This window comes from Massilia phyllostachyos (assembly GCF_021044825.1).
In the GTDB taxonomy this organism is placed as follows: Bacteria; Pseudomonadota; Gammaproteobacteria; order Burkholderiales; family Burkholderiaceae_D; genus Telluria; species Telluria phyllostachyos.
The window spans coordinates 641,794-663,286 of sequence record NZ_JAJNOC010000002.1 but is presented as its reverse complement, the minus strand read 5'-3'; the positions used below and the strand labels follow the sequence as shown (position 1 = coordinate 663,286).

Sequence of the window (21,493 nt, the reverse complement as noted above, 5' to 3'; positions counted from 1 at the left end):
ATCGTTTGACTCGTTCGATTCAAGAAACCAAGTTCTGTATGTCGAACGAAAATTCAATATATTGAATCTTACCCCTCGCTAATGAACTTGGCAAGCCACGCTATAAGCATATTCATGCAATGACTAAAACTCTAACAAAGAACGCCCCGCCCGAAGTTGGCGCCACGCTACAGCGCCTGCGCTTGGCGCGCGGCCTGACCCTGGAAGACCTGTCGCGCATCGCGGGGGTGTCGAAGTCGATGCTGTCCCAGATCGAACGCGAAAAGGCCAATCCGACCATCGCCATCACCTGGCGCCTGGCCAATGCGCTCGGGGTGGAGATCGGCGAACTGCTGTCGTCCGAGGTGCGGACGGTGGATCTGATCCGCGTGGTGGACCCGCACGAGACCCCTACCCTGCCTGGTGCGCATGCAGGTTATTCGCTACGCATCCTGGGGCCGATGGACCTGGCGGGCAAGTATGAATGGTATGAACTCACCCTGGCGCCCGGTGGGGAAATGGCGTCGCAGGCGCATGATCCGGGGACCAAGGAGCATTTGACGGTCATTACCGGGACGATCGAGCTGGAGGTGGGGGTGGAGAAGAAGAAGATCAAGCATGGGGGGACGGCGAGGTATCCGGCGGATCATGATCATGTGATCAGGAATGCGGGAAAGACGGAGGCGAAGGCGTTGTTGGTGGTGGTGCAGCGCTGACGGCTGCTCTGGCACACTTGGGTTCCGGCCTTCGCGGGAAGTCGTAGGCGCCAGTGGCGCGTACGACGGTCTTACTTATAACTTAGAAAGCCGCTGCAGTCGGTTCATCACGCAACAGCGGCACGTCATCCCGGCGGAGGCCGGGATCCAAGTTCGACGCACACCACGGACGCAAAAAAAACGGCCACTCAACTACGAGTGGCCGTTTTCATATCAATCAAGGGAACTTACTTGCTACCGCCCGCCGCGACCGGCGCCGAATCACCCACCTTCAACTCCCGCGCCAGGAACCCCCAGCGATCCGCCACTTCCTCGATCTGCTTGGTGGTCGGCTTGCCCGCCCCATGCCCCGCCTTGGTCTCGATGCGGATCAGGATCGGCGCAGCCCCGGCCTGCGCAGCCTGGGCGGCCGCGGCGAACTTGAAGCTGTGCGCCGGCACCACGCGGTCGTCGTGGTCGGCCGTGGTCACCATGGTCGCCGGGTAGCAGCTGCCCGGTTTCAGGTTGTGCAGCGGCGAGTACTTGACCAAGGCCTTGAACTCGTCCGGGTTTTCCGACGAGCCGTAGTCCGAGGTCCAGGCCCAGCCGATGGTGAATTTGTGGAAGCGCAGCATGTCCATCACGCCCACGGCCGGCAGCGCGGCGCCGAACAGTTCCGGGCGCTGGGTCATGGCGGCGCCCACCAGCAGGCCGCCGTTCGAGCCGCCGCCGATCGCCAGTTTCGACGGCGAGGTCACCTTGTTCGCCACCAGCCACTCGGCCGCGCCGATGAAGTCGTCGAACACGTTCTGTTTCTGCAGCTTGGTGCCGGCCTGGTGCCAGGCTTCGCCGTATTCGCCGCCGCCGCGCAGGTTGGCGACGACATACACGCCGCCCATCTCCATCCAGGCCAGGTTGGCCGGCGAGAAGCCCGGGGTCATCGAGATGTTGAAGCCGCCGTAGCCGTACAGGTAGGTCGGGTTCTGGCCATCGAGCTTCAGGCCCTTCTTCGAGACGATGAACATTGGGACCTTGGTGCCGTCCTTCGAGGTGTAGAACTGCTGGCGGGTCTCGTAGTCCGCCGGGTTGAAGTCGACCTTCGGCTGGCGGAACACGGTGCTCGCGCCGGTCTTCATGTTCAGGCGGTAGATCGTGGTCGGCGTGGTGAAGCCGGTGAAGGAGTAGAAGGTTTCGGTGTCGCCGCGCTTGCCCGACAGGCCGCCGACGGTGCCGATGCCCGGCAGCGCGATCTCGCGCACCTGCTTGCCCTTGAGGTCATGCACGCGCACGACCGAGCGCGCATCCTTCAGGTACTCGAGCACCAGCTGGTTGTCGATGATGTCGGCGCCGGTGAGGGTGTCGGCGCTTTCGGCGACGATCTCCTTCCAGTTGGATTCCTGCGGCTTGCTGACGTCGATCGCGACGATGCGTTTTCTCGGCGCCTTGCGGTCGGTGCTGAAGTAGAACACGGTGCCGACGTTGTCGATGAAATCGTAGCCCGCGTCGAAGTTGTCGATCAGGTCGACCACTTTCGAATCGGGCTTCGACAAGTCCTTGTACGAGACGCGGTACTTCGGCGCGGTGCCGCGGGTAGTGGTGATGATCAGGTAACGGCCGTCGTCGGTGGTGTGGCCGCCGAAGCCCCATTCCTTCTGGTCGGGACGGTCGTAGACCAGCGTGTCCGCGCTTTGCGGGGTGCCGATGCGGTGGAAGTACAGCTTCTGGAAGTAGTTGACGTCGGCCAGCTTGGTCGCTTCCTTCGGCTCGTCGTAGCGGCTGTAGAAGAAGCCCTTGCCGTCCTTGGTCCAGGCGGTGCTGGAGAACTTGACCCACTTGACGTGGTCCTCGATGTCCTTGCCGCTGGCGATGTCGCGCACGCGGATCTCGTTCCAGTCCGAACCCGAGGCCGCGGTGCTGTAGGCCAGCAGCTTGCCGTCCGGGCTGACCGCCAGGCCGGCCAGGGCGACGGTGCCGTCGCTCGACATGGTGTTCGGGTCGAGCAGCACGCGCGGGGTGTCGGTCAGGGTCTTCTGGGTGTACAGCACCGACTGATTCTGCAGGCCGTCGTTGCGCGAGTAGAAGTACTGGCCACCTTCCTTGCCCGGCACGCTGTAGCGCTCATAGTTCCACAGCTTGGTCAGGCGCGCGCGGATCGCCGCGCGTTGCGGGATCTGGTCGAGGTAGGCCTGGGTGACCGCATTCTGCGCGGTGACCCACTGCTTGGTCTCGGCGCTGTTCGCGTCCTCGAGCCAGCGGTAGGGGTCGGCCACCATGGTGCCGTGGTAGTTGTCGGTCTGGTCGAGCTTCTTCGCGACCGGGTAGGTCAGGGAAGCGCCGCCGGCCGGGGCCGGGCAGGTTTGCGCCAGCGCCGGATTGGCGAAGGCCGCGGCCAGCAGGGTGACGAGCGTTACGTGTCTCAGGGTCATGTCGTTCTCGGTCGATGATGAGGCTGCGAAAAATTCGCCCATGGCTGCCTTGCCTCATCTCGCCGTACTAACGTACTGTCTTCGACTCGGCGCCTTGCCCTGGCCGCTTTTTCACACCCTCTATGTATGGGGTCGGCTATTGCCGACGGCCATCATAACGCGAATCGACGAGGCCGCCTATGGTCGGGCAGCCCGGCACACGCCTCCGCTTCACCACGTGCATACGGGCAGAAGCCGCCAAATAACCGGCTGCCGGCAGCGGACAAACAGCTATTGATCCGGCGCCTCGCGCCGCAGCCGCCCGGCCTGGACCCGGCTGGCCAGCGCCCGCGCCCACTGCCCACCCGTGCCGGGCTTTCCCACACCCCTGCCCTCCTTGCACACCGCGCCGCCATCCTGGCCGGCCGCCAGCAGCATCCACATATAGGCGCGCAACGGGTCGCGCTCGGCGCCGCGGCCGCTGCCGACCATGCCGCCCAGGTTGTACTGGGCCAGCGCATGGCCCTGCTCGGCCGCCTGGCGGTACCAGTAGGTGGCGAGGGTGTCGTCGTGCGGCACGCCCTGGCCGTTGGCGTACAGGACGCCGAGGTTGTTCTGGGCGCTAGCGTCGCCCTGCCGGGCCGCGCGCAGGTACCACTCGGCGGCCCGCGCCTCGTCGCGCGCCACGCCTTCGCCGCGCGCGAACATGACGCCGAGGCTGAACTGGGCGTTGGGCGCGCCCTGCTCGGCCGCGCGCAGCGTCCATTCGTGGGCGCGCTCGGGGTCGCGCGCGGCGCCGCGTCCGAGCGAATACATGACCCCGGCGCAGTACTGGGCCTGGACGTGGCCGCGCCCCGCCGCGCGCACGAACCAGCTCAGGGCGCGCTCGTCGTCGCCGGAGCCGTGCCCGGCCGCCAGCAGGGTGGCGAGCGCGTACTGGGCCTCGGTGTCGTCGCGCACCGCGGCGCGCTCGAGCCAGGCGACGGCGCGCGCCGGGTCGGCGGCGACGCCCTGGCCCTGGGCGTAGGCCAGGCCGAGGAAGCGCTGCGACACCGGGTCGCCCTGGCTGGCCGCCTGGCGGAACCAGCACAGGGCCTGGGCGTCGTCGGCCTCGACGCCGTCGCCGCGCCGGTACATCAGGGCCAGGCTGCGCTGGGCGCCCATGTGGCCCTGGCGCGCGGCCTTGCGGAACCACGCCATCGCCAGCGGATGCGAGACCGGCACGCCCAGGCCCTGCGCGTAGCACTCGCCGAGCAGGTGTTCGGCGCTGGCCAGGCCCTGCTCGGCCGCGCGGTAGAACCAGCCGAAGGCGACGTCGTGCGACTGCGGCACGCCGCGCCCCTTGCGGTAGAGGAGACCGAGGTTCTGCTGCGCCGAGGGGTCGCCCTGGCCGGCGGCGCGCGCGAACCACCAGGCGGCGAGATCGTCGCTGCGCGGCGCACCCTGGCCCTTGCTGTACATGGCGCCGAGGTGGTTCTGGGCCGCGGCCAGGCCCTTTTCGGCGGCGCGCCCGATCCACTTGAGCGCATAGGCATCGTCGCGTTCGACCGCCAGGCCCTGCTTGTACAGCAGGCCGAGATTGAACTGGGCATAGGGATTGCCCCGCACCGCGGCCGGATGGAACCACAGGAAGACATCGTAGCCCTCGCGGGCGGCATTCTGGCGACTCATCCCTCCCCCTCCAACCGGACGCGCGTGACGATACACGGCAAGACGCGACGACGCCGGCAACGGTGACCCCGGTGGAACGCAGATGTCCCGCCGTTGTTAAAAGTTTAAGGGGGCGACACGCGCGCGGTTTGCGTCCGCGCAAGCGTGCCGTTCTCGCGCGGATGCGCGGGGGAAGAAGCGGTTCAGGCAGCCGACAGGCGGCGTTCGCGCTCGACGGCGGCGTACTTGTCCAGGAAGACCGTGACCTTGGCCGCGGCCAGCTTGTTCACCGAGACCAGCAGGTCGGGCGCGACCTGCTCCAGGCCGTGGCTGCGGCCCAGGTGGCGCGCCGCGTGCAGCAGCACCTCGGCGGCGACCTCGGCGTCGGCCTCGGCCCGGTGGGCGGTGCCGCGGAAGGCAATGCCGAGGCTGCTGGAGAGATTGCCGAGCTTGTAGCTGGGCAGGCGCGGGAACAGGCGGCGCGCCAGCTTCAGCGAGCAGACCAGGCCGCAGTGCCCGGTGGGGCGGCCGATGCGCCAGCCCTCGGCCTTCAGGAACTTCTCGTCGAAGCTGGCGTTGTGGGCGGCCAGGGTATCGCCGCCGATGAAGTCGAGCAGCTCCGCCACCACTTTCTGGTTCGGCGGCGCGGAATCGACCATGTCCTGGGTGATGCCGGTCAGCTGGGTAATGAAGGAGGGAATCCGCACGCCGCAGTTGACCAGCGAAACGTAGCGTTCGCGGATTTCGCCGCCGACGATGCGCAGCGCGGCGACTTCGGTGATGCGGTCGCCCGCCTCGGGCGACAGGCCGGTGGTCTCGAAGTCGAGCATCACGATCGGACGTTCAAATACACTCATGGGTGTCCTCGCATCTCCAACAGTTAACCAAAGCGCCGCAGCGCGTCGAGCGCCAGGCCGGCGCCGATGCTGCCGAACAGGTCGCCCTCGACCTTGCGCGCCATCGGCAGCAGGCCGGCGATGCGTTCGCGCAGCAGGCCGACGCCGCTCGAGCCGCCGGTAAAGAAGACCGTGTCGATCGCGTCCGGTTCCACGCCCGCTTCGCTGACCAGGCGGGTTACGGTGGCGCCGACCTGGTCGACCAGGCCGGCGATCGCCGCCTCGAACGCTTCGCGGGTGACGGTCAAGGACTCGGGCGGCGCCAGGCGGTCCAGCTCCATCGTCACCTGCGGGCTGGCCGACAGGCCGATCTTGGCGGCCTCGACCTGGATCGCCAGCCAGTGGCCGGCGCGTTCGTCGATCAGCTTCTGCAGGCGCGCCAGCTTGGCCGGTTCCTTCGCATCGCGCACCAGGTCGGCCAGCTGGGCGATGCTCTTGCGCGTGTACGCCTGGTTGATCGTGTGCCAGGTGGCGAGGTTGAAGTAATAGCTGGACGGGATCGACGCGCCGGACAGCATGCTCGAGCCGTGGCCAAGCAGCGGCATCACGCTGGCCAGGCTCAGGTACTTGTCGAAGTCGGTGCCGCCGATGTGCACGCCGCCGTTGGCGAGAATGTCGTCGCGCCGTTCGATGCGCCCGGCGCGGCCGGGCCCGAGGCGCACCAGCGAAAAGTCCGAGGTGCCGCCGCCGATGTCGGCGATCAGGACCAGCTCTTCGCGCTCGATGCGCGACTCGTAGTCGAAGGCGGCGGCGATCGGCTCGTACTGGAAGGCGATCTCCTTGAACCCCACCGAGCGCGCCACCTCTTCCAGCGTGTCCTGGGCGCGGCGGTCGGCGCCCGGGTCTTCGTCGATGAAGAACACCGGCCGCCCCATCACCACGGCGTCGAAGGCGCGTCCGGCCTGGCGCTCGGCGCGGCGCTTGACTTCGCCGATGAACTGGCCCAGCAGGGCCTTGAACGGCAGCGATCGGCCGGCAACCTCGGTCTGGCCGTCGATCAGGCTGGTGCCGAGCAGGCTTTTCAGCGAGCGCATCAGGCGGCCCTCGTAGCCCTCCAGGTATTCGGCCAGGGCGGCGCGGCCATAGCTCACCTGCTCGTCGTCGGCATTGAAGAACACCACCGAGGGCAGGGTCGCCTTGCCGTCTTCCAGGACCAGCAGGGACTGGCCGGCAGCGGAATAGTCGTCGCCGGCGAGCCAGCCGACGGTGGAATTGGACGTCCCGAAATCAACGCCGCAAGCGCGCGCCATACGAACCTTTATCACGAAGCGAGTATCTGAAAGGGGCGACATGGTAACAGATAACGGCCTCGGCCGACACGGCGGGCGAGGCGTTTTTCGCGCCTGTGGCAAACTTGGCTAAGCAGATCGACAACCTTGTCTCCCCCATATATGGACGCGTCCGAACCCGACAAGCCGGCGGCCGAATGGCTGATGAAGCGCAACTGCTCGCTGAGCCCGCGCCAGGCGCTGCTGGTCTATGCCCTGCTGTGCACGGCCTCGCTCGGGATCGCGCTGGTCTTCACCTTGCAGGGCGCGTGGATGGTGCTGGCCTTTGCCCTCGTCGAATCGGCGGCGGTGGGCGCCGCCCTGCTCCACTACAGCCGCCATGCCCTCGACCACGAACGCGTCCGCCTGCAGGACGGCTGCCTGCTGGTCGAGCATGCGGACGGGACGCGGCGCCGCGTGCTGCGCCTCGATCCGGCGCACGCGCGCATCAGCCTCGCGGACAGCGGCATGCGCACCCTGGTCGACATCGAGGCGCGCGGCGTGCGGGTCCAGGTCGGACGCTATCTCACCCCCTTGGCGCGGCAGGAACTGGTGCGCGCCCTGCGCCAGGCCTTGCGCGGCGCATCCCTGCTCTATCCGGGCCAAAAAAATCTCCTGTAAGCAAGCTCTTACACAGGCACGGCAAGGGCACCGATATGGTGCGCAGGCGGCAACCCGGATAATCCTGATATTGACTCCGAGACAACGGAGATGAATATATTGCAACGCACAATCATCAGGAATACATGAGCAACACTCAACAAGCCGGCGCCGTCGTGGTGCACGGCGGCGTCGGTTCTTCGACCGACAACGAAGACGGCTGCGTCCTGGCGGCGCGCCGCGCTCTGGGACAACTGGAAGCGAACGGCGATGCGCTCGACGCCGCCATCGTCGCCGTCGCCACCCTGGAAGACGACGGCCGCTTCAACGCCGGCAGCGGCGCCACGCTCGGCCTGGACGGCGCCACCATCGAGATGTGCGCATCCATCATGGACACCCGCGGCCGCCTCGGCTCGGTGATCTGCGTGCGCGACGTGAAGAATCCGGTGCGCCTGGCGCGCGCCGTCGCCGACACCCCGCACGTGGCGCTGGCCGGCGAAGGCGCCCAGCAGTTCGCGCGCAGCCTCGGCATGCCGGGTTCCGCACCGGTCTCGGAGCGCCAGCGCAACGCGCACCGCCAGCTGATGCGCGAACTGGCCGGCTCGGTGCCGCTCATGCCCGGCATCGACAACCGCCTGTTCGAGCGCTTCTGGAACTACAAGACGCCGCTGCAGCTGCCCGCATCGAGCGCCTGCGACACCGTGGGCGCGGTGGTGCGCGGCCCCGACGGCGCCTTCGCCGTCGCCTGCTCCACCGGCGGCTCGGCCCCGCGCCTGCTGGGCCGCGTCGGCGACAGCCCGATGGTCGGCAGCGGCTTCTACGCCGGCACGCTGGGCGCGATCGCGGCCACCGGCATCGGCGAACACATCGTGCGCCACCTGCTGGCGCGCACCGTCTACGGCTGGCTCGAGCACGGCATGGCGCTCGAGGAAGCGCTCAGGCGCGGCGTCGAATTGTTCCCGAACGATGTCGACGTCGGCCTGATCGGCGTGACGAAGACCGAGGCCTGCGCCTTCGCCAACAAGGCCCTCCCCCTTTCCAAAATGACCCAACGATAAAACGACAATGAGCGCGACAATGAGCGAACCTGCACAACAGCAGAAGAACGGCCACCTCGTCATCATCGGCGGCCATGAAGACCGCAAGCACGACATGGAGATCCTGTCGCGCTTCGTCGAGCTGTCCGGCGGCAAGGATGCCAACATCGTGGTGATCACCGCGGCCAGCACGGTGCCCGACGATATGTGGAGCATGTACGACGACGCCTTCGGCAACCTCGGCGTTGAGCGCCGCAGCCACCTCGAACTGAGCAGCCGCCAGGAAGCCAACAGCGAGGAATTCGTGCGCCAGGTGGCCGAGGCCGACGGCATCTTCATGACCGGCGGCGACCAGAAGCGCCTGCTGGCCCTGCTGGGCGGCACCGCGCTCGACGCCGAGATGCACATCGCGCTCAAGACCCGCGGCGCCACCATCGGCGGCACCAGCGCCGGCGCCTCGGCGATGTCGGGCCACATGCTGGCCCAGGGCCGAGTCGAACTGCACCCCGAGAAAGGCTCGGTCAGCCTGGCGGCCGGCCTGGGCCTGCTGCAGCGGGTAGTGATCGACCAGCACTTCTCGGAACGCCAGCGCCTCTCGCGCCTGCTGACCGTGGTGGCCCAGAATCCCTACCTGCAGGGCATCGGCATCGACGAAGACACCGCGCTGGTGGTCGAGCGCGGCGTCGGCATCGAGGTGCTGGGCCAGGGCGCCGTCACCATCGTCGACGGCCGCACCATGATCACCAACGTGGCCGACATCAAGGACCGCGACACCCCGGAACTGATCGACGTGCGCCTGCACCTGCTGCCGGCCGGCTCGAGCTATCGCCTGCCGACCGACGCCACCGCGCCCGGGAAGGGCCTGCCGCTGCCGCTGCTCGACTTTCTGGAACATGTCACGAAACGGAACCCGATCCAATGAAACTCACTGAAAAACGCCTGCTGCGCGGCCCGAATCTCTATGCCGACACTCCCTGCCTGATGGCGGTGGTCGAAGACGGCGCCGTCAAGACCCCCGGCTTCGCCGCCCGCCTGTTCGCCCTCCTCCCCGGCCTGGCGCCGGACGCCGCGGTCCGCCTGGCCGACGAAGCCATGCTGGTCGAAGCGCTGGAGCCGGTCGTGATGGAGCTGCAGCGCCTGGCCGGCGCCGCCGGCAGCGGTGGCGCGACCCTCGCCGTGCTGGGCGAACCGCGCGTGCGCCGCGTCGTGTGCGGCTATGCGATCGAACAGGTGGCCGAGGAAGCGCTGCGCACCGGCCTGGCGCTGGTGCGGGCGGCGGCCGAAGACCGTCCCTTCGACCTGCCCGAAGCCGTGGCGCGCCTGCACGAGCTGGCCGAACGCCATGCGATCGGCACCTCGACCGGCGCCGTGGTGCAGGCGGCGATCCGGCGCGGCATCCCGGCGCTGCGCCTGACCGAGGAAGCGAACCTGTTCCAGCTGGGCTGGGGCAGCCGCCAGAAACGCTTGCAGGCGACCATCACCGGCGCCACCAATTCGATCGCGGTCGGCATCGCCAGCGACAAGCAGCTGACCAAGGCCCTGCTCGAGCAGGCCGGCGTGCCGGTCCCGGGCGGCGCCACCGTCAGTTCCGAAGCCGAAGCCCTGCGCGTGGCGAAGCGCCTGCGCGGGCCGGCTTGCGTCAAACCGCTCGACGCCAACCAGGGCAAGGGTGTCACCACCAACTGCGCCACGCCGGAAGAAGTGGCGCGCGCCTTTGCCCACGCGCGCAAGCACGGCCGCCACGTGATCGTCGAAGAGCACCTGGCCGGACGCGACTACCGCGTGCTGGTCACGGGCAAGAAGATCGCCGCCGCCTCGTGGCGCCGGCCGCCGTGCGTGACGGGCGACGGCCACAAGACCATTCGCGAGCTGGTCGAGATCGAGAACCGCAACCCGGCGCGCGGCGAAGGCCACACCAACATCCTGACCAGGATCCCGCTGGACGCGCTGGCCGAGGAAGCCCTGCCCAAGCAGGGCTATACCCTCGACACCGTACTGTCGCTCGGCCTGGGCGCCGACCTGCGCGGCAACGCCAACCTGTCCACCGGCGGCACCGCCGAGGACGTGACCGACCTGCTGCCGGAAGAAACGCGCGACATCTGCATCCGCGCCGCGCGGACCATCGGCCTGGACGTCGCCGGCATCGACATCGTGTGCCAGGACATCTCGAAACCGCTGCGCGAGCAGCGCGGCGGCATCATCGAAGTCAATGCCGCTCCCGGCATCCGCATGCACCAGTACCCGAGCCGCGGCACGCCGCGCGACGCCGGCGCCGCCATCGTCGACGCCCTGTTCGGCGAGTCCGACGGCCGCATCCCGACGGTGGCGGTCACCGGCACCAACGGCAAGACCACGACCTCGCTGCTGATCGCGCACGCGACGCGCATGGCAGGCCTGCATACCGGCGTCACCACCACCGAAGGCGTGTACGTCGACGGCATGCCGACCATGAAGGGCGACTGCACCGGCTACCACTCGGCCAGGAGCGTGCTGGCCGATCCAAGCGTCGACTTCGCGGTGCTGGAGACCGCGCGCGGCGGCATCCTCAAGCGCGGCCTGGCCTATGACCGGGTCGACGTCTCGGTGGTGCTGAATGTCTCCAGCGACCACCTGGGTCTGGACGGCGTCGACACCCTCGACGACCTGGCCAGGGTCAAGGCCGTGGTGGCGAAGCAGGCCGCGCGCGCGGTGGTGCTCAACGCCGAGGACGACTACTGCGTGGCGATGGCCGGCTACTTGCGCGACGGCGTCGAGATCATCTATTTCTCGCTCGACCCCGACAACCCGACCCTGCTGCGCCACCTGGAGAACGGCGGCCGCGCCGTCTACCTGCAGGACAGCACGCTGGTGCTGGCCAACGGCGCGCGCCACGAAGCGCTGCTGGACGCGCGCGACATGCCGGTCTCGCTCGGCGGCGCGGCGCGCTACAACATCGCCAACGCCCTGGCCGCGGCCGGCGCGCTGACCGCCCACGGCTTCGGCAACCTCGAGATCGCGGCCGGCCTGCGCAGCTTCGTCTCGGACGCCAAGCACAATCCGATGCGCTCGAACGTGTTCGACGTCGACGGCGTGACCGTGATCGTTGACTACGCCCACAACTGCGCCGCCTACGCGGCCCTGGCCGAAAGCGCGCGCGCGATGAGCGCCGGGCGCCTGGTCGGGGTGGTGGCGGCGCCGGGCGACCGCCGCGACGCCGACCTGATCGACATCGGCCGCGTCTGCGCCGCCGGCTTCGACGACCTGGTGGTGTTCGAGACCGAGAACCGCGGCCGCGCCGAGGGCGAGACCGCGTCCCTGCTGGTGCGCGGCGCCCAGCTCGGCAAGATCCCGCAGGACACCCTGAGCGTGGTCCTGCCGTCGCACCGCGCGATCCAGCATGGCCTGTCGCTGTGCCAGCCGGGCGACGTGCTGGTGTTCGGTTGCGGGACCACGATTTCGGAGCTGACCGAAGCGCTGCGCCCGACCCGCCCCGAACTGGCGCGCAAGATCGAGGCGGAAGCGGTCTGACGCTTTCCTCGGCCGTCATCTCGAATGCCCCGCTTGCGGGGCATTTTTACTTAGAGATGACTTAAAAGCCGGCATGCATATGTGTCAATAAGGCCAACTTATTGCATTTCGTTACAAATTGATATTTCCTTCCTTCTGCTCAGCTGTTACCTTGCCGATTCAGAATTCGGTTCAATGAAGGATTGGAAGGAAGACGCATGCGCAAATCGTTGGCTGTCCTCGTCTCGGGCTATGCACTCGCGGGTCTCGCGCATGCCATGGCCCCCGCCGCCCCGGAGCCCGACGCCCCGCGCACCGCGCCGCAAGCCTATGCCGGCCTCGGTGTCGGCCTGGTCGACTACAGCGGCGGCGGCAGCAAGGCCAGCCCGAAGCTGTTCGGCGGCTACGAGTTCACCAACAAACTGGCGCTGGAAGCCGGCGGGATCGATTTCAAGAAGGGCTACGGCCTGTACATCGCGGTGAAGCCGACCGTGCCGCTGACCGAGAAGCTGTCGGTGTATGGCAAGGTGGGGGTGGCGAAGAGCCGGCGCGAGATCCTGCCGATCGCGGCGCTGCCGGCGGCGCCGCTGGTCAGGAAGAACGACACGGGCGCGTATGGCGCGTTCGGCCTGCAATATTCGATCACACCGAATACGGTGGTGACGGCGGAATACGAACGCTTCGGCAAGAAGAAGGAAAGCGGCGCCAAGGAAGATGTCTGGACGCTGGCGCTCAAATTCTTCTTCTGATCGACCCGGTACCGCATTTCCGTAGGGTGGGCCGCCCAGGCCCATCCTACACCTGGGCTGCTACCAGGTCGGCGCTTTCCGGATCGTTGACCCGCAGCGCATCCACGAACACCTGCAGCGACGAACCGCAGGCAAACACCAGCACGTCCCCCGGCCGGCACAGCGACAGGCCGTGGCGGATCGCGTCGCCCACCTCGATCACCCGGTGCAGCGTATCGCTGATCCCCGCCGCCGCCTCGGCGCCCTCCAGGATCAGGTCGACCGCCTCGCCGATCTCGCGGCCGCGGCTCTGCGATTCGTACACCACCAGCTCGTCGAAGCGCTCGCCGCACACCCGCCCCACTTCCAGCAGGTCTTCATCGCGGCGGTCGCCCGGCGCGGTGACGATGCCGACCAGCTGGCCCGGCAGCAGCGCGCGCGCCATCTCGGCCATCGCGCGGTAGGCGGCCGGGTTGTGGGCGTAGTCGACGATCACGGTCACGCCGCGGATGTCGAACATATTGGTGCGCAGCGGATTGGTCTTGCCGTTCGAGACGAAGGTCGACAGGCCGGTCGCGATCTGCAGATTGCTGAAGCCCGAGGCCATCAGCGCGGCCGCCGCGGCCAGGCTGTTGGCGATATTGAAGCGCGCGCGGCCGCCGAAGGCGACCGGCATGCTCTCCACCCGCAGCAGTTCCTGGTGCAGGTTTTCGTCGGCCACCACGATCGCATTGTCCTGCAGGTAGACGCCGCGGCCGCCGTCTTCCAGGTGCTGCAGGAACACCGGGTTCTCCGCATCCATCGAGAAGTACACGACTTCGGTCTCGGGCTTGACGCGGCGCGCCATCGCCACGCACAGCGGGTCCTCGGCGTTGAGCACCGCCGCCTTCGAGGCCGATTGCGCGATCACCGCCTTCACCTGGGCCAGGTCTTCCACCGTGTCGACGCCATCGAGGCCGAGGTGGTCGGCGGCGATGTTCAGCACCACCCCGACGTCGCAGCGGTCGAACGCCAGGCCGCGCTTGAGGATGCCGCCGCGCGCCGTCTCCAGCACCGCGAACTCGACGTCGGGCGAACCCAGCACGGTGCGCGCCGACCAGTAGCCGGTGCAGTCGCCCTTGGCGATCTGCTTGCCGTCGATGAACACGCCTTCGGTGGTGGTCACGCCGGTCAGCTTGCCGGCCATGCGCACGGTGTGCGCGATCAGCAGGGTCGTGGTGGTCTTGCCATTGGTGCCGGTGACGGCGATGGTCGGGATGCGGCCGTCCGAATCGCCCATCAGCCCCTGCACGATGGCCGCGCCGGCGTCGCGCGCTTCGCCGGCGCTGGGGTACTGGTGCATGCGGATGCCGGGCGCCGCGTTGACCTCGATGACGGCGCCGCGCTGGGCGTCGAGCGGCAGCGCGATGTCGCGGCAGACGATGTCGATGCCGGCCACGTCGAGGCCGATCTTGGCGGCCGCGCGCACGCACAGCTGGCGCGTCGATTCCGGCAGCAGGTCGGTCACGTCCTCGGCGGTGCCGCCGGTGGACAGGTTGGCGTTGCCGCGCAGTTCGGCCGCGACGCCGACGGGCAAAACGCTGTCGAAGTCGAAGCCCTGCTTCGCCAGGACGTCGGCCGCGTGCTCGTCCAGCGCGATCTTCGTCAGGATGTTCGTGTGGCCCGCGCCGCGCGCCGGATTCTGGTTCTCGCGCCCGACCAGTTCGCGTACCGTGGAGACGCCGTCGCCGACCACGTGGGCCGGCCGCCGGCACGACGCTGCGGCGACGTCACCGTTGGCCACCAGCACGCGGTAGTCGCGGCCCTCGACGAAGCGTTCGACGATGATCTTGCGCCCGTACTCGCGCGCAAACGCGAAGCCGCGCGCGATGTCGTCCGGGGTGCGGCAATCGACGGTGACGCCCTTGCCCTGGTTGCCGTCGAGCGGCTTGATGGTGCACGGCGCCTTCAGGCGCGCGGCCGCGCGCTGGGCGTCTTCGAGCTTGGTCACGACCGCGCCTTCCGGCACCGGCACGCCGGCTTCCTTCAGCAGGGCCTTGGTGAGCTGCTTGTCGCTCGCAATCTTCACTGCGATGAAACTGGTGTCGCCGGTGGTGGTGGCCTGCAGGCGCTTCTGCCTGGCGCCCCAGCCGAGCAGGAACAGGTTGGCGTCCTCGGTGATGCGCTGGGTCGGGATGCCGCGTTCGTGGGCGGCGGCCAGCACCGAGGCGGTGCTGGTGCCGATCGCGTAGCGCGCCGCGATCGCGCGCAGTTCGTCGAGGCGCGGCGCCAGCTCGAAGGCTTCGCCGCGCGCCAGTGCGCCGACCAGGTCGACCGCCAGCTCGAAGGCGGGCTGCACCAGTTTCTCGGACTGGTAGGCGACCACGATGCGGAACTGGCCCGTGTGGCCGAGCACCGGGCGGGTGCGGCCGTAGCTGGCGGGCGCGCCGGCTTGCGTTTGCAGGTCGAGCGTCACCTGCTCGATCACGCGGCCGAGATAGGTGCCTTCGCGCAGGCGCTGGGCGAAGCCGCCGCGCTGGCCGCTGGGCAGCAGCTGGCCGTGCAGCGAAGGCAGCGCTTGCAACAGCGCGTCGTTGAAGCCGGGGATGTCTTTCGAAGAGCGTCCATACAGGTCTTGCAGGTCGACCACGCTGAGCAGGCAGGGCGAGTCGGCGTGGACGTTCGGTCCGCGCAGGAAGCGTTGTTCCAGGATTTGCACGAATAGATCCTTGTCGTAATAGTGAACGCGTCCTTCGTCTGGGAAGGACGCGGAAAACCTTGTTGCCCGCCCCTGCTCAAGCGTCGAACAGGCGCGTGTACATGCGGGTGGCCATCAGACCCACCGCCGTGTGGTGGATCTCGGGCGACATCAGGCTGCCCAGCAGCTCCATCGCTTCCCCCTTGCCGGCCGCGCTGGCGACCTGCTCTTCCAGCAGGCGCAGCTCGTTGTCCTGCGACTCGAGGCGCGGATGGCGGCGGATCAGGCCGCGCTCCGGGAAGTCGGCGCTGCGGTCCGCATGCTGGCCCAGGTTGTCGAGGGTGCGCTGGCGTGCGCGCCAGGTCATGGTGCGCGGCTCCTGCGCGCGCGAGCCGTCCGGCTTGGAGGTGATCCAGTCGCGCAGCACCTGCAGTTCGTAGGCGCTGAACACGCCGAACATCTCGGCCTTGTCGCCGTGGACCAGGCGCCAGAAGCGGCTGTGCTCGACCTCTTCGCCGCGCTGGATCCAGCCGGCCTTTTCCAGCGCCGCCAGGAAGTCCGGGATGCGCGCCGGGTCGCCCAGCCAGTCGTTGACCGAGCGGCCCGCGACGCGGCAGTAATCCGAGTGCATGTTCTTGCCGACGCCGCTCTTGGCGGCGAGGATGTCGACCAGTTCCTGCTGCAGGTCGAATTCGGCGATCACGGAAGTGGTGCTCGCGCCCAGCTCGTTCAGGCGGTAGCCGTCCAGCACGCGCTGGTAGAAGGCATCGCGGTCGCCGACGCGCGGCATCAGGCCCTCGAGCGCCTGGACCGCCTTCTGGGCGTGGCCGCTGGCGGCGTTGTCCACCGTGACGTGCAGGGTGAAGTAATACGGATCGATGCCGAACTCGTTCAGCTCGTAGGAGGTGATGAGCAGATGCAGCGGCAGCTGTTCGTAGCCGAGGTTGTAGCCGATGACTTCGGGCAGGAAGTGGTCGGCGTGGTGGCCCAGCGCCAGTTGCAGCGCGCCCTGCACGAAGTGTTCCTCGCCCAGGTTTTCCCAGCCTTCGCAGCCGTGGGTCGCGAGGAGCTTGCGGTAGATGGTGACGTGGTTCTTGCTCGGCGCGCCCTCGCCCAGTTCTTCCAGATAGGTCTTGATCAGCTCATGGTAGGCCGGGTTGTCCCAGTGCTTCAGCAAGCCGTACAGCCAGGCGCCGTCGACCAGCTTGGTCGGCGCGACCGACTTGATGAAGTACAGCGCATGCGCGCGGCAGGAGAAATAGCGGCGCGGCGCGCCGTTCTTGCGCGCCGCGAGGTAGTCGCGGTATTGACGACCGACGGCGTCGGTGCGTTCCTGGACCCAGGCCTGCAGGCCGGCTACGGTCGGCGGCAAATCGGCCGGCAGGTCCTGCACGGCGGCGATCTGGTCGGCGACATAGGCGCGCGCTTCCTCGGGATCGGCCTGCGGATTCTCGTACAGCGCGAAGTACAGGTGCCTGGCGCGCTCCGGGGTGACCGCGGCGCCCCCATGGGTGCGGGCCGCGGCGGTGGCCGCGGCTGCGTCGGCTAACAGCATCGAATTCATTTGTCTCAACTTTTGTTGGTCTGGTAGGACGATAAGCAACATTATCCGGACTGGGCCAGTTCCTCGACATCGGCTCGCGCGCTGAGTGAATGTAAGAAAGGGATTACAAAGTAACAAAACCGGGACAGTGAATCCCTTGCCTCCAAGTCAAGATTGGGCCTGCGCGCCGCGCCGCACCTCCGCCGCTTCCTCGTCGCCCTTCGCGATCGCCTCTTCGTATCGCGCCTTCTGCTGTTCGACCGTGTGCGGCGGCAGCGGCGGGATGTTCGGGTCGACCACGACTTCGAGCACGTAGGGCCGGCTGCTAGTCAGGGCGCGCTCCCAGGCGGCGCCGAGCGCTTCCGGGTCCTCGACCCGCTCGCCGTCGATGCCGAGCAGGCGCGCATACTCGGCATACGAGAAATCGGGCAGCTGCTGCGACGGCTCGTACTTCGGCTCGCCCTCGTTGCCGCGCTGCTCCCAAGTGACAAAGTTCAGGTCGCGGTTGTTCAGCACCAGCACGATGAAGGTCGGATTGGTCCAGCGTCCGCGGTGCCAGGCGACCGACATCAGGCCGTTGATGCCGTTCATCTGCATGGCGCCGTCGCCGGCCAGGGCGATGACGGGCCGGTCCGGGTGCGCCAGCTTGGCCGCCAGCGCGTAGGGCACGGCCGAACCCATGGTGGCCAGTCCGCCCGAGAGCGAGGCCAGCATGCCGCGCCGGATGCGCAGGTCAAGCGCATACCAGGCCGCCGCCGATCCGGAATCGGCCGCGAGGATCACGTCGTCGGGCAGGCGCGGCGACAGTTCGGTGAACACGCGCTGGGGATTCACCGGCTTGGCCGGCTCCATCGCCTTTTCGCCGAGCACGCGCCAGGAGTCTGCGACCTTGGCTTCGATCCGTTCACGCCAGCTTTGGTCGGTCTTGCGCTGCAAATGCGGGATCAGGGCGCGCAGCGTCGCTTTCGCATCGCCCACCAGGTTGCTCTCCATCGGATAGCGCAGGCTCAGCATGCGCCCGTCGATATCGATCTGCACCCCGCGCGCCTGCCCTTCCGGCGGCAGGAATTCGGCGTAGGGAAAGCTCGAACCGACCATCAGGAGGGTGTCGCATTCCTCCATCATCTCGTTGCTGGCTTTGGTTCCGATGATGCCGATCGAGCCGGTCACGAACGGCAGGTCGTCGGCGATGACCGCCTTGCCCAGCAGGGCCTTGGCCACGCCGGCGCCGAGCAGTTCGGCCACCTCGACCAGTTCGTCCTCGGCGCCGTGCGCGCCGGCGCCGGCCAGGATCGCGACCCTGTTGCCGGCGTCGAGGATGGCGGCGGCTTCCGCCAGCGCCTCCTGCGGCGGCACCGGGGCGGTCGTCGGCGCGCCGACGCCCGAGAAGGTATTGCCGTGCTCGCGCGGCGGCATCGGGACCGCGTCTTCTTCCTGCAGGTCGTTGGGCACGATGATGCAGGTGACGCAGCGCTCGCTCTTTGCGATGCGCAGCGCGCGGTCGACCAGGTGGCGCACCTGCTCCGCCGTGGTGGCCATCTGCACGTACTCGCCGGCCACGTCCTTGAACAGCGCCATCAGGTCGATCTCCTGCTGGTAGTTGGCGCCGAGCGCACTGCGCTTTTGCTGGCCCACGATGGCGACCACCGGCTGGTGGTCGAGCTTGGCGTCATACAGGCCGTTCAGCAGGTGGACCGCGCCCGGTCCCGAAGTCGCCAGGCAAACGCCGACCTCGCCGGTGAACTTGGCATGGGCGCAGGCCATGAAGGCCGCCATCTCCTCATGCCGGGTCTGGATGAATTCGAGGTCATCGTCCTTGCCCTCGCGCCGTCCGAGCGCGGCCATGATGCCGTTGATGCCGTCGCCGGGATAGCCGAAGATGCGCCGCACCCCCCACTGGTGCAGACGTTCGAGTAGAAAATCGCCGACGGTCGCCATCCTGGTTCCTCCTGAAGCTGTGCGCATGGAGGGGACAGCCTAATGGAGCCCGGCGGGGCGCCACCGTGCGTTGCCGCGCATACCGCGCGGCAAGCGTGGCCGATTCAGGGCAAGGCGCCGAGCGACAGGTCGCCCACCAGGCCGCCGCTGGAGAGCCGCACCGGCACCGCGCCGCGCGTGAGCATGCGCGCGATCGCGCGGTCGCCGTCGCCCGCCGTGACCTCGACCGCGCGCGTGCCTTCCAGTGCCAGCAGGATCTCGAAGCCGGCCTCGATGCCGTCGAGGACGGTATTTAGCACGCAGTAGTCGGTGGCCAGCCCGCACACCGTCACGCGGTTGATGCCCTCGGCCAGCATGGCGCGCGCCAGGCCGGTGCCGTTGAAGGCGGAGTAGGCATCCTCGGCCGCGGTGACGGCCTTCGAGACAACGATGGCGTTCTCGGGCAGGCGCAGCGCGTTCGAAAACGCGGCGCCGGCGGTATCGGCGACGCAGTGCGGCGGCCACGGCCCGCCCTGGGCGGAAAACGAGCAATGGTCGCCCGGGTGCCAGTCGCGCGAGGCGTAGACCGGCAGGCCGCGTCCGGCATACAGTTCGATGAGGGTGTTGATCGGGTCGATCACGCGGTCGCCTTCCGGCACGCCCAGGCTGCCGCCGGGCAGGAAGTCGTTCTGCATGTCGACGATGAGCAGGGCGTCGCCCTTGCCGAGCACGATGGCGCTCATGAAAAATTCTCCGCTGCTGTTGGGAGTTCGAGCTTACCACGGCGCCATGAAACGACAACGCCCGCCCCCTTTTGGAGGGAGCGGGCGCAGTTCATACGAGCGGCGTTGGCCGCTGGTACATCAAGCCTTGTTCAGCAGCGAACGCTGGCGCGCATACATGAAGTAGACCACCAGGCCAATCGCCAGCCAGATCACGAAGGCGACCCAGGTGTGCCAGCTCAGGAAGGACATCAGCGCCAGGCAGAAGATCACGGCCAGCGCCGGGATCACCGGCACGCCCGGGCAGCGGAAGGCGCGGTGCAGGTCCGGACGTTTTTTACGCAGGATGATCACGGCGACCGACACCAGCGAGAACGCGGCCAGGGTGCCGATGTTGACCAGCTCGGCCAGCACGTCGAGCGGGACCACGGCGGCGATCAGGCCGAACACGATGCCGACCATCCAGGTGGCGAAGTACGGGGTGCCGTATTTCGGGTGCACTTCGGACAGCTTGGCGGGCAGCAGGCCGTCGCGCGACATCGCGAACAGGATGCGGGTCTGGCCGTAGGCCATCACCAGCATCACGGTGCTCATGCCGAGGATGGCGGCGAGGTCGACGAAGCCGGCGACCCAGTCCTGGCCGGCGTACTGCAGGGCCAGCGAGACCGGGTGGTCGACGCCCTTGAAGTTCGGGAACGGCACGATGCCGGTCATGATGGCGGCCACGATCACGTACAGGATGGTGCAGACCGCCAGCGAACCGATGATGCCGATCGGCAGATCCTTAGCCGGATTCTTGACTTCCTCGGCGGCCGAGGTCACGGCGTCGAAGCCGATGAAGGCGAAGAACACCAGCGCGGCGGCGCTCATCACGCTGCCGAAGCCGAACGGCATGAAGGGCTGCCAGTTTTCCGGCTTGACGTAGTTGACGCCGACCACGATGAACAGGATCACGACGCCGGTCTTGATGATCACCATGATGTTGTTCAGGCGCGCCGATTCACGCACGCCCATCGACAGGATCCAGGTCAGGAAGATCATGATCAGGAAGGCCGGCAGGTTGAACAGGGTGTTCACGCCGGGCTGGGCGCCGGGGGCGGCGCGCAGCGCTTCCGGCAATACCACGCCGATGCCCTTGAGCAGGGACTGGAAGTAGCCCGACCAGCCCACCGCGACGGTGGAGGTCGCCAGGCCGTATTCGAGCAGCAGGTCCCAGCCGATCATCCAGGCCACGATTTCACCGAGGGTGAAGTAGCTGTAGGTATAGATCGAGCCGGCCACCGGCACGCTGGAAGCGAACTCGGCATAGCACAGCGCGGCGAAGCCGCAGGCCAGCGCGGCCACGATGAAGGAGAGGGTCAGGGCCGGGCCCGCGGTGACGGCGCCGGTGCCGGTGAGCACGAAGATCCCGGTGCCGATGATGGCGCCGATGCCCATCAGGACGAGGTCGAACGGGCCCAGTACTTTCTTGAGGCCGCCCGGCTTCTGGGCCGCCGCTACCATCGTGTCGAGGTTTTTGGTTCTGAAAAGACTCACTGCTGGTTCTCCAATCAAAAATAGTATGGCTCCGCGTCTCGTGGGCGCTGTTGTGTTGCGGCCGACGCCGGCTTGTGAACCGACGTAGGCCGTGGAACCGGATTCGCCGCTACTGCCGCCTTGCAAACTGCAGGCGTAACATTATCACCAGAAAGTTGTTTGGAATCAAAGCAAAGTCATGAAACAGGAAGATTTCCTTAGTTTTAAAGAAAAAACCACGCCGTTGCGCATGTGAAACGTCAATACCGACTGATAATTTCAATCGCTTGATTTCCGTAAATCAACAGAACATAATCGATTGGGTGTCGGCATTCCGCCGCGTACTGGTCACGCATGCGTCTTCTATCGCCCTCT

At 67.6% G+C, this 21,493-nt stretch carries 15 protein-coding genes; 6 read left to right on the top strand and 9 right to left on the bottom strand.

Annotated elements, in window-relative coordinates:
* Positions 1 to 119 precede the first annotated feature (119 nt).
* Entirely contained in the window at positions 120 to 695 is a 576-nt protein-coding gene (locus tag LQ564_RS09905; protein WP_231057930.1) for a helix-turn-helix domain-containing protein, read from the top strand.
* A gap of 227 nt (positions 696 to 922) precedes the next feature.
* Here the strand turns inward: LQ564_RS09905 and LQ564_RS09900 are convergent, their stop codons facing one another.
* The 4 genes from LQ564_RS09900 to LQ564_RS09885 all read right to left on the bottom strand — a co-directional run bounded on the left by LQ564_RS09900 (position 923) and on the right by LQ564_RS09885 (position 6,875).
* A complete protein-coding gene (locus tag LQ564_RS09900) occupies positions 923 to 3,100 on the bottom strand; it encodes a prolyl oligopeptidase family serine peptidase (protein WP_231057929.1) in 2,178 nt (725 codons plus the stop codon).
* A 270-nt stretch (positions 3,101 to 3,370) separates the two neighbouring features.
* Positions 3,371 to 4,750 carry a tetratricopeptide repeat protein gene (locus tag LQ564_RS09895; RefSeq protein ID WP_231057928.1) on the bottom strand — a complete coding sequence of 460 codons (1,380 nt, stop codon included), beginning with the start codon at positions 4,748 to 4,750 and terminating at the stop codon, positions 3,371 to 3,373.
* 182 nt (positions 4,751 to 4,932) lie between these two features.
* Entirely contained in the window at positions 4,933 to 5,586 is a 654-nt protein-coding gene (locus tag LQ564_RS09890; protein WP_231057927.1) for a 3'-5' exonuclease, read from the bottom strand.
* A 23-nt stretch (positions 5,587 to 5,609) separates the two neighbouring features.
* Positions 5,610 to 6,875: an Hsp70 family protein gene (locus tag LQ564_RS09885; RefSeq protein ID WP_231057926.1), complete on the bottom strand. Its 1,266-nt coding sequence runs from the start codon at positions 6,873 to 6,875 to the stop codon at positions 5,610 to 5,612.
* Positions 6,876 to 7,001: 126 nt separating this feature from the next.
* Between LQ564_RS09885 and LQ564_RS09880 the strand changes: the two genes are divergently transcribed.
* The 5 genes from LQ564_RS09880 to LQ564_RS09860 all read left to right on the top strand — a co-directional run bounded on the left by LQ564_RS09880 (position 7,002) and on the right by LQ564_RS09860 (position 12,765).
* Positions 7,002 to 7,514, top strand: coding sequence for a DUF2244 domain-containing protein (locus LQ564_RS09880; protein WP_231057925.1), 513 nt, complete (start codon positions 7,002 to 7,004; stop codon positions 7,512 to 7,514).
* 125 nt (positions 7,515 to 7,639) lie between these two features.
* Entirely contained in the window at positions 7,640 to 8,551 is a 912-nt protein-coding gene (locus LQ564_RS09875; protein ID WP_231057924.1) for an isoaspartyl peptidase/L-asparaginase, read from the top strand.
* A 19-nt stretch (positions 8,552 to 8,570) separates the two neighbouring features.
* Complete coding sequence (locus LQ564_RS09870; RefSeq protein WP_231057923.1) at positions 8,571 to 9,452, top strand: cyanophycinase; 882 nt, start codon at positions 8,571 to 8,573, stop codon at positions 9,450 to 9,452.
* A complete protein-coding gene (gene cphA / locus LQ564_RS09865) occupies positions 9,449 to 12,037 on the top strand; it encodes a cyanophycin synthetase (RefSeq protein ID WP_231057922.1) in 2,589 nt (862 codons plus the stop codon). Before LQ564_RS09870 ends, cphA (LQ564_RS09865) begins: the two co-directional genes overlap by 4 nt.
* A 197-nt stretch (positions 12,038 to 12,234) precedes the next feature.
* Positions 12,235 to 12,765, top strand: coding sequence for an outer membrane beta-barrel protein (locus LQ564_RS09860; protein ID WP_231057921.1), 531 nt, complete (start codon positions 12,235 to 12,237; stop codon positions 12,763 to 12,765).
* A gap of 46 nt (positions 12,766 to 12,811) precedes the next feature.
* Here the strand turns inward: LQ564_RS09860 and cphA (LQ564_RS09855) are convergent, their stop codons facing one another.
* The 5 genes from cphA (LQ564_RS09855) to bcaP all read right to left on the bottom strand — a co-directional run bounded on the left by cphA (LQ564_RS09855) (position 12,812) and on the right by bcaP (position 21,139).
* On the bottom strand, positions 12,812 to 15,442 hold the full coding sequence (cphA, locus tag LQ564_RS09855; RefSeq protein WP_231057920.1) for a cyanophycin synthetase: 2,631 nt from the start codon (positions 15,440 to 15,442) through the stop codon (positions 12,812 to 12,814).
* Positions 15,443 to 15,518: 76 nt separating this feature from the next.
* Positions 15,519 to 16,976 carry an iron-containing redox enzyme family protein gene (locus tag LQ564_RS09850; RefSeq protein WP_231057919.1) on the bottom strand — a complete coding sequence of 486 codons (1,458 nt, stop codon included), beginning with the start codon at positions 16,974 to 16,976 and terminating at the stop codon, positions 15,519 to 15,521.
* A gap of 156 nt (positions 16,977 to 17,132) precedes the next feature.
* Positions 17,133 to 18,902, bottom strand: a complete 1,770-nt coding sequence (locus LQ564_RS09845) for a thiamine pyrophosphate-requiring protein (protein ID WP_231057918.1) — start codon at positions 18,900 to 18,902, stop codon at positions 17,133 to 17,135.
* 104 nt (positions 18,903 to 19,006) lie between these two features.
* On the bottom strand, positions 19,007 to 19,624 hold the full coding sequence (locus LQ564_RS09840) for an isochorismatase family protein (protein WP_231057917.1): 618 nt from the start codon (positions 19,622 to 19,624) through the stop codon (positions 19,007 to 19,009).
* 120 nt (positions 19,625 to 19,744) lie between these two features.
* Positions 19,745 to 21,139, bottom strand: coding sequence for a branched-chain amino acid transporter BcaP (gene bcaP / locus LQ564_RS09835; protein WP_371873454.1), 1,395 nt, complete (start codon positions 21,137 to 21,139; stop codon positions 19,745 to 19,747).
* Positions 21,140 to 21,493: the final 354 nt, after the last annotated feature.

What these genes read in the sequence shown, in the direction of transcription:
- cphA (WP_231057922.1), top strand. Translation starts at nt 9,449, where the DNA reads ATGAAACTCACTGAAAAACGCCTGCTGCGCGGCCCGAATCTCTATGCC.
- LQ564_RS09850 (WP_231057919.1), bottom strand. Translation starts at nt 16,976, where the DNA reads ATGCTGTTAGCCGACGCAGCCGCGGCCACCGCCGCGGCCCGCACCCAT.
- LQ564_RS09905 (WP_231057930.1), top strand. Translation starts at nt 120, where the DNA reads ATGACTAAAACTCTAACAAAGAACGCCCCGCCCGAAGTTGGCGCCACG.
- LQ564_RS09845 (WP_231057918.1), bottom strand. Translation starts at nt 18,902, where the DNA reads ATGGCGACCGTCGGCGATTTTCTACTCGAACGTCTGCACCAGTGGGGG.
- LQ564_RS09885 (WP_231057926.1), bottom strand. Translation starts at nt 6,875, where the DNA reads ATGGCGCGCGCTTGCGGCGTTGATTTCGGGACGTCCAATTCCACCGTC.
- LQ564_RS09870 (WP_231057923.1), top strand. Translation starts at nt 8,571, where the DNA reads ATGAGCGAACCTGCACAACAGCAGAAGAACGGCCACCTCGTCATCATC.
- LQ564_RS09900 (WP_231057929.1), bottom strand. Translation starts at nt 3,100, where the DNA reads ATGACCCTGAGACACGTAACGCTCGTCACCCTGCTGGCCGCGGCCTTC.
- LQ564_RS09895 (WP_231057928.1), bottom strand. Translation starts at nt 4,750, where the DNA reads ATGAGTCGCCAGAATGCCGCCCGCGAGGGCTACGATGTCTTCCTGTGG.
- LQ564_RS09860 (WP_231057921.1), top strand. Translation starts at nt 12,235, where the DNA reads ATGCGCAAATCGTTGGCTGTCCTCGTCTCGGGCTATGCACTCGCGGGT.
- LQ564_RS09875 (WP_231057924.1), top strand. Translation starts at nt 7,640, where the DNA reads ATGAGCAACACTCAACAAGCCGGCGCCGTCGTGGTGCACGGCGGCGTC.
- LQ564_RS09840 (WP_231057917.1), bottom strand. Translation starts at nt 19,624, where the DNA reads ATGAGCGCCATCGTGCTCGGCAAGGGCGACGCCCTGCTCATCGTCGAC.
- LQ564_RS09890 (WP_231057927.1), bottom strand. Translation starts at nt 5,586, where the DNA reads ATGAGTGTATTTGAACGTCCGATCGTGATGCTCGACTTCGAGACCACC.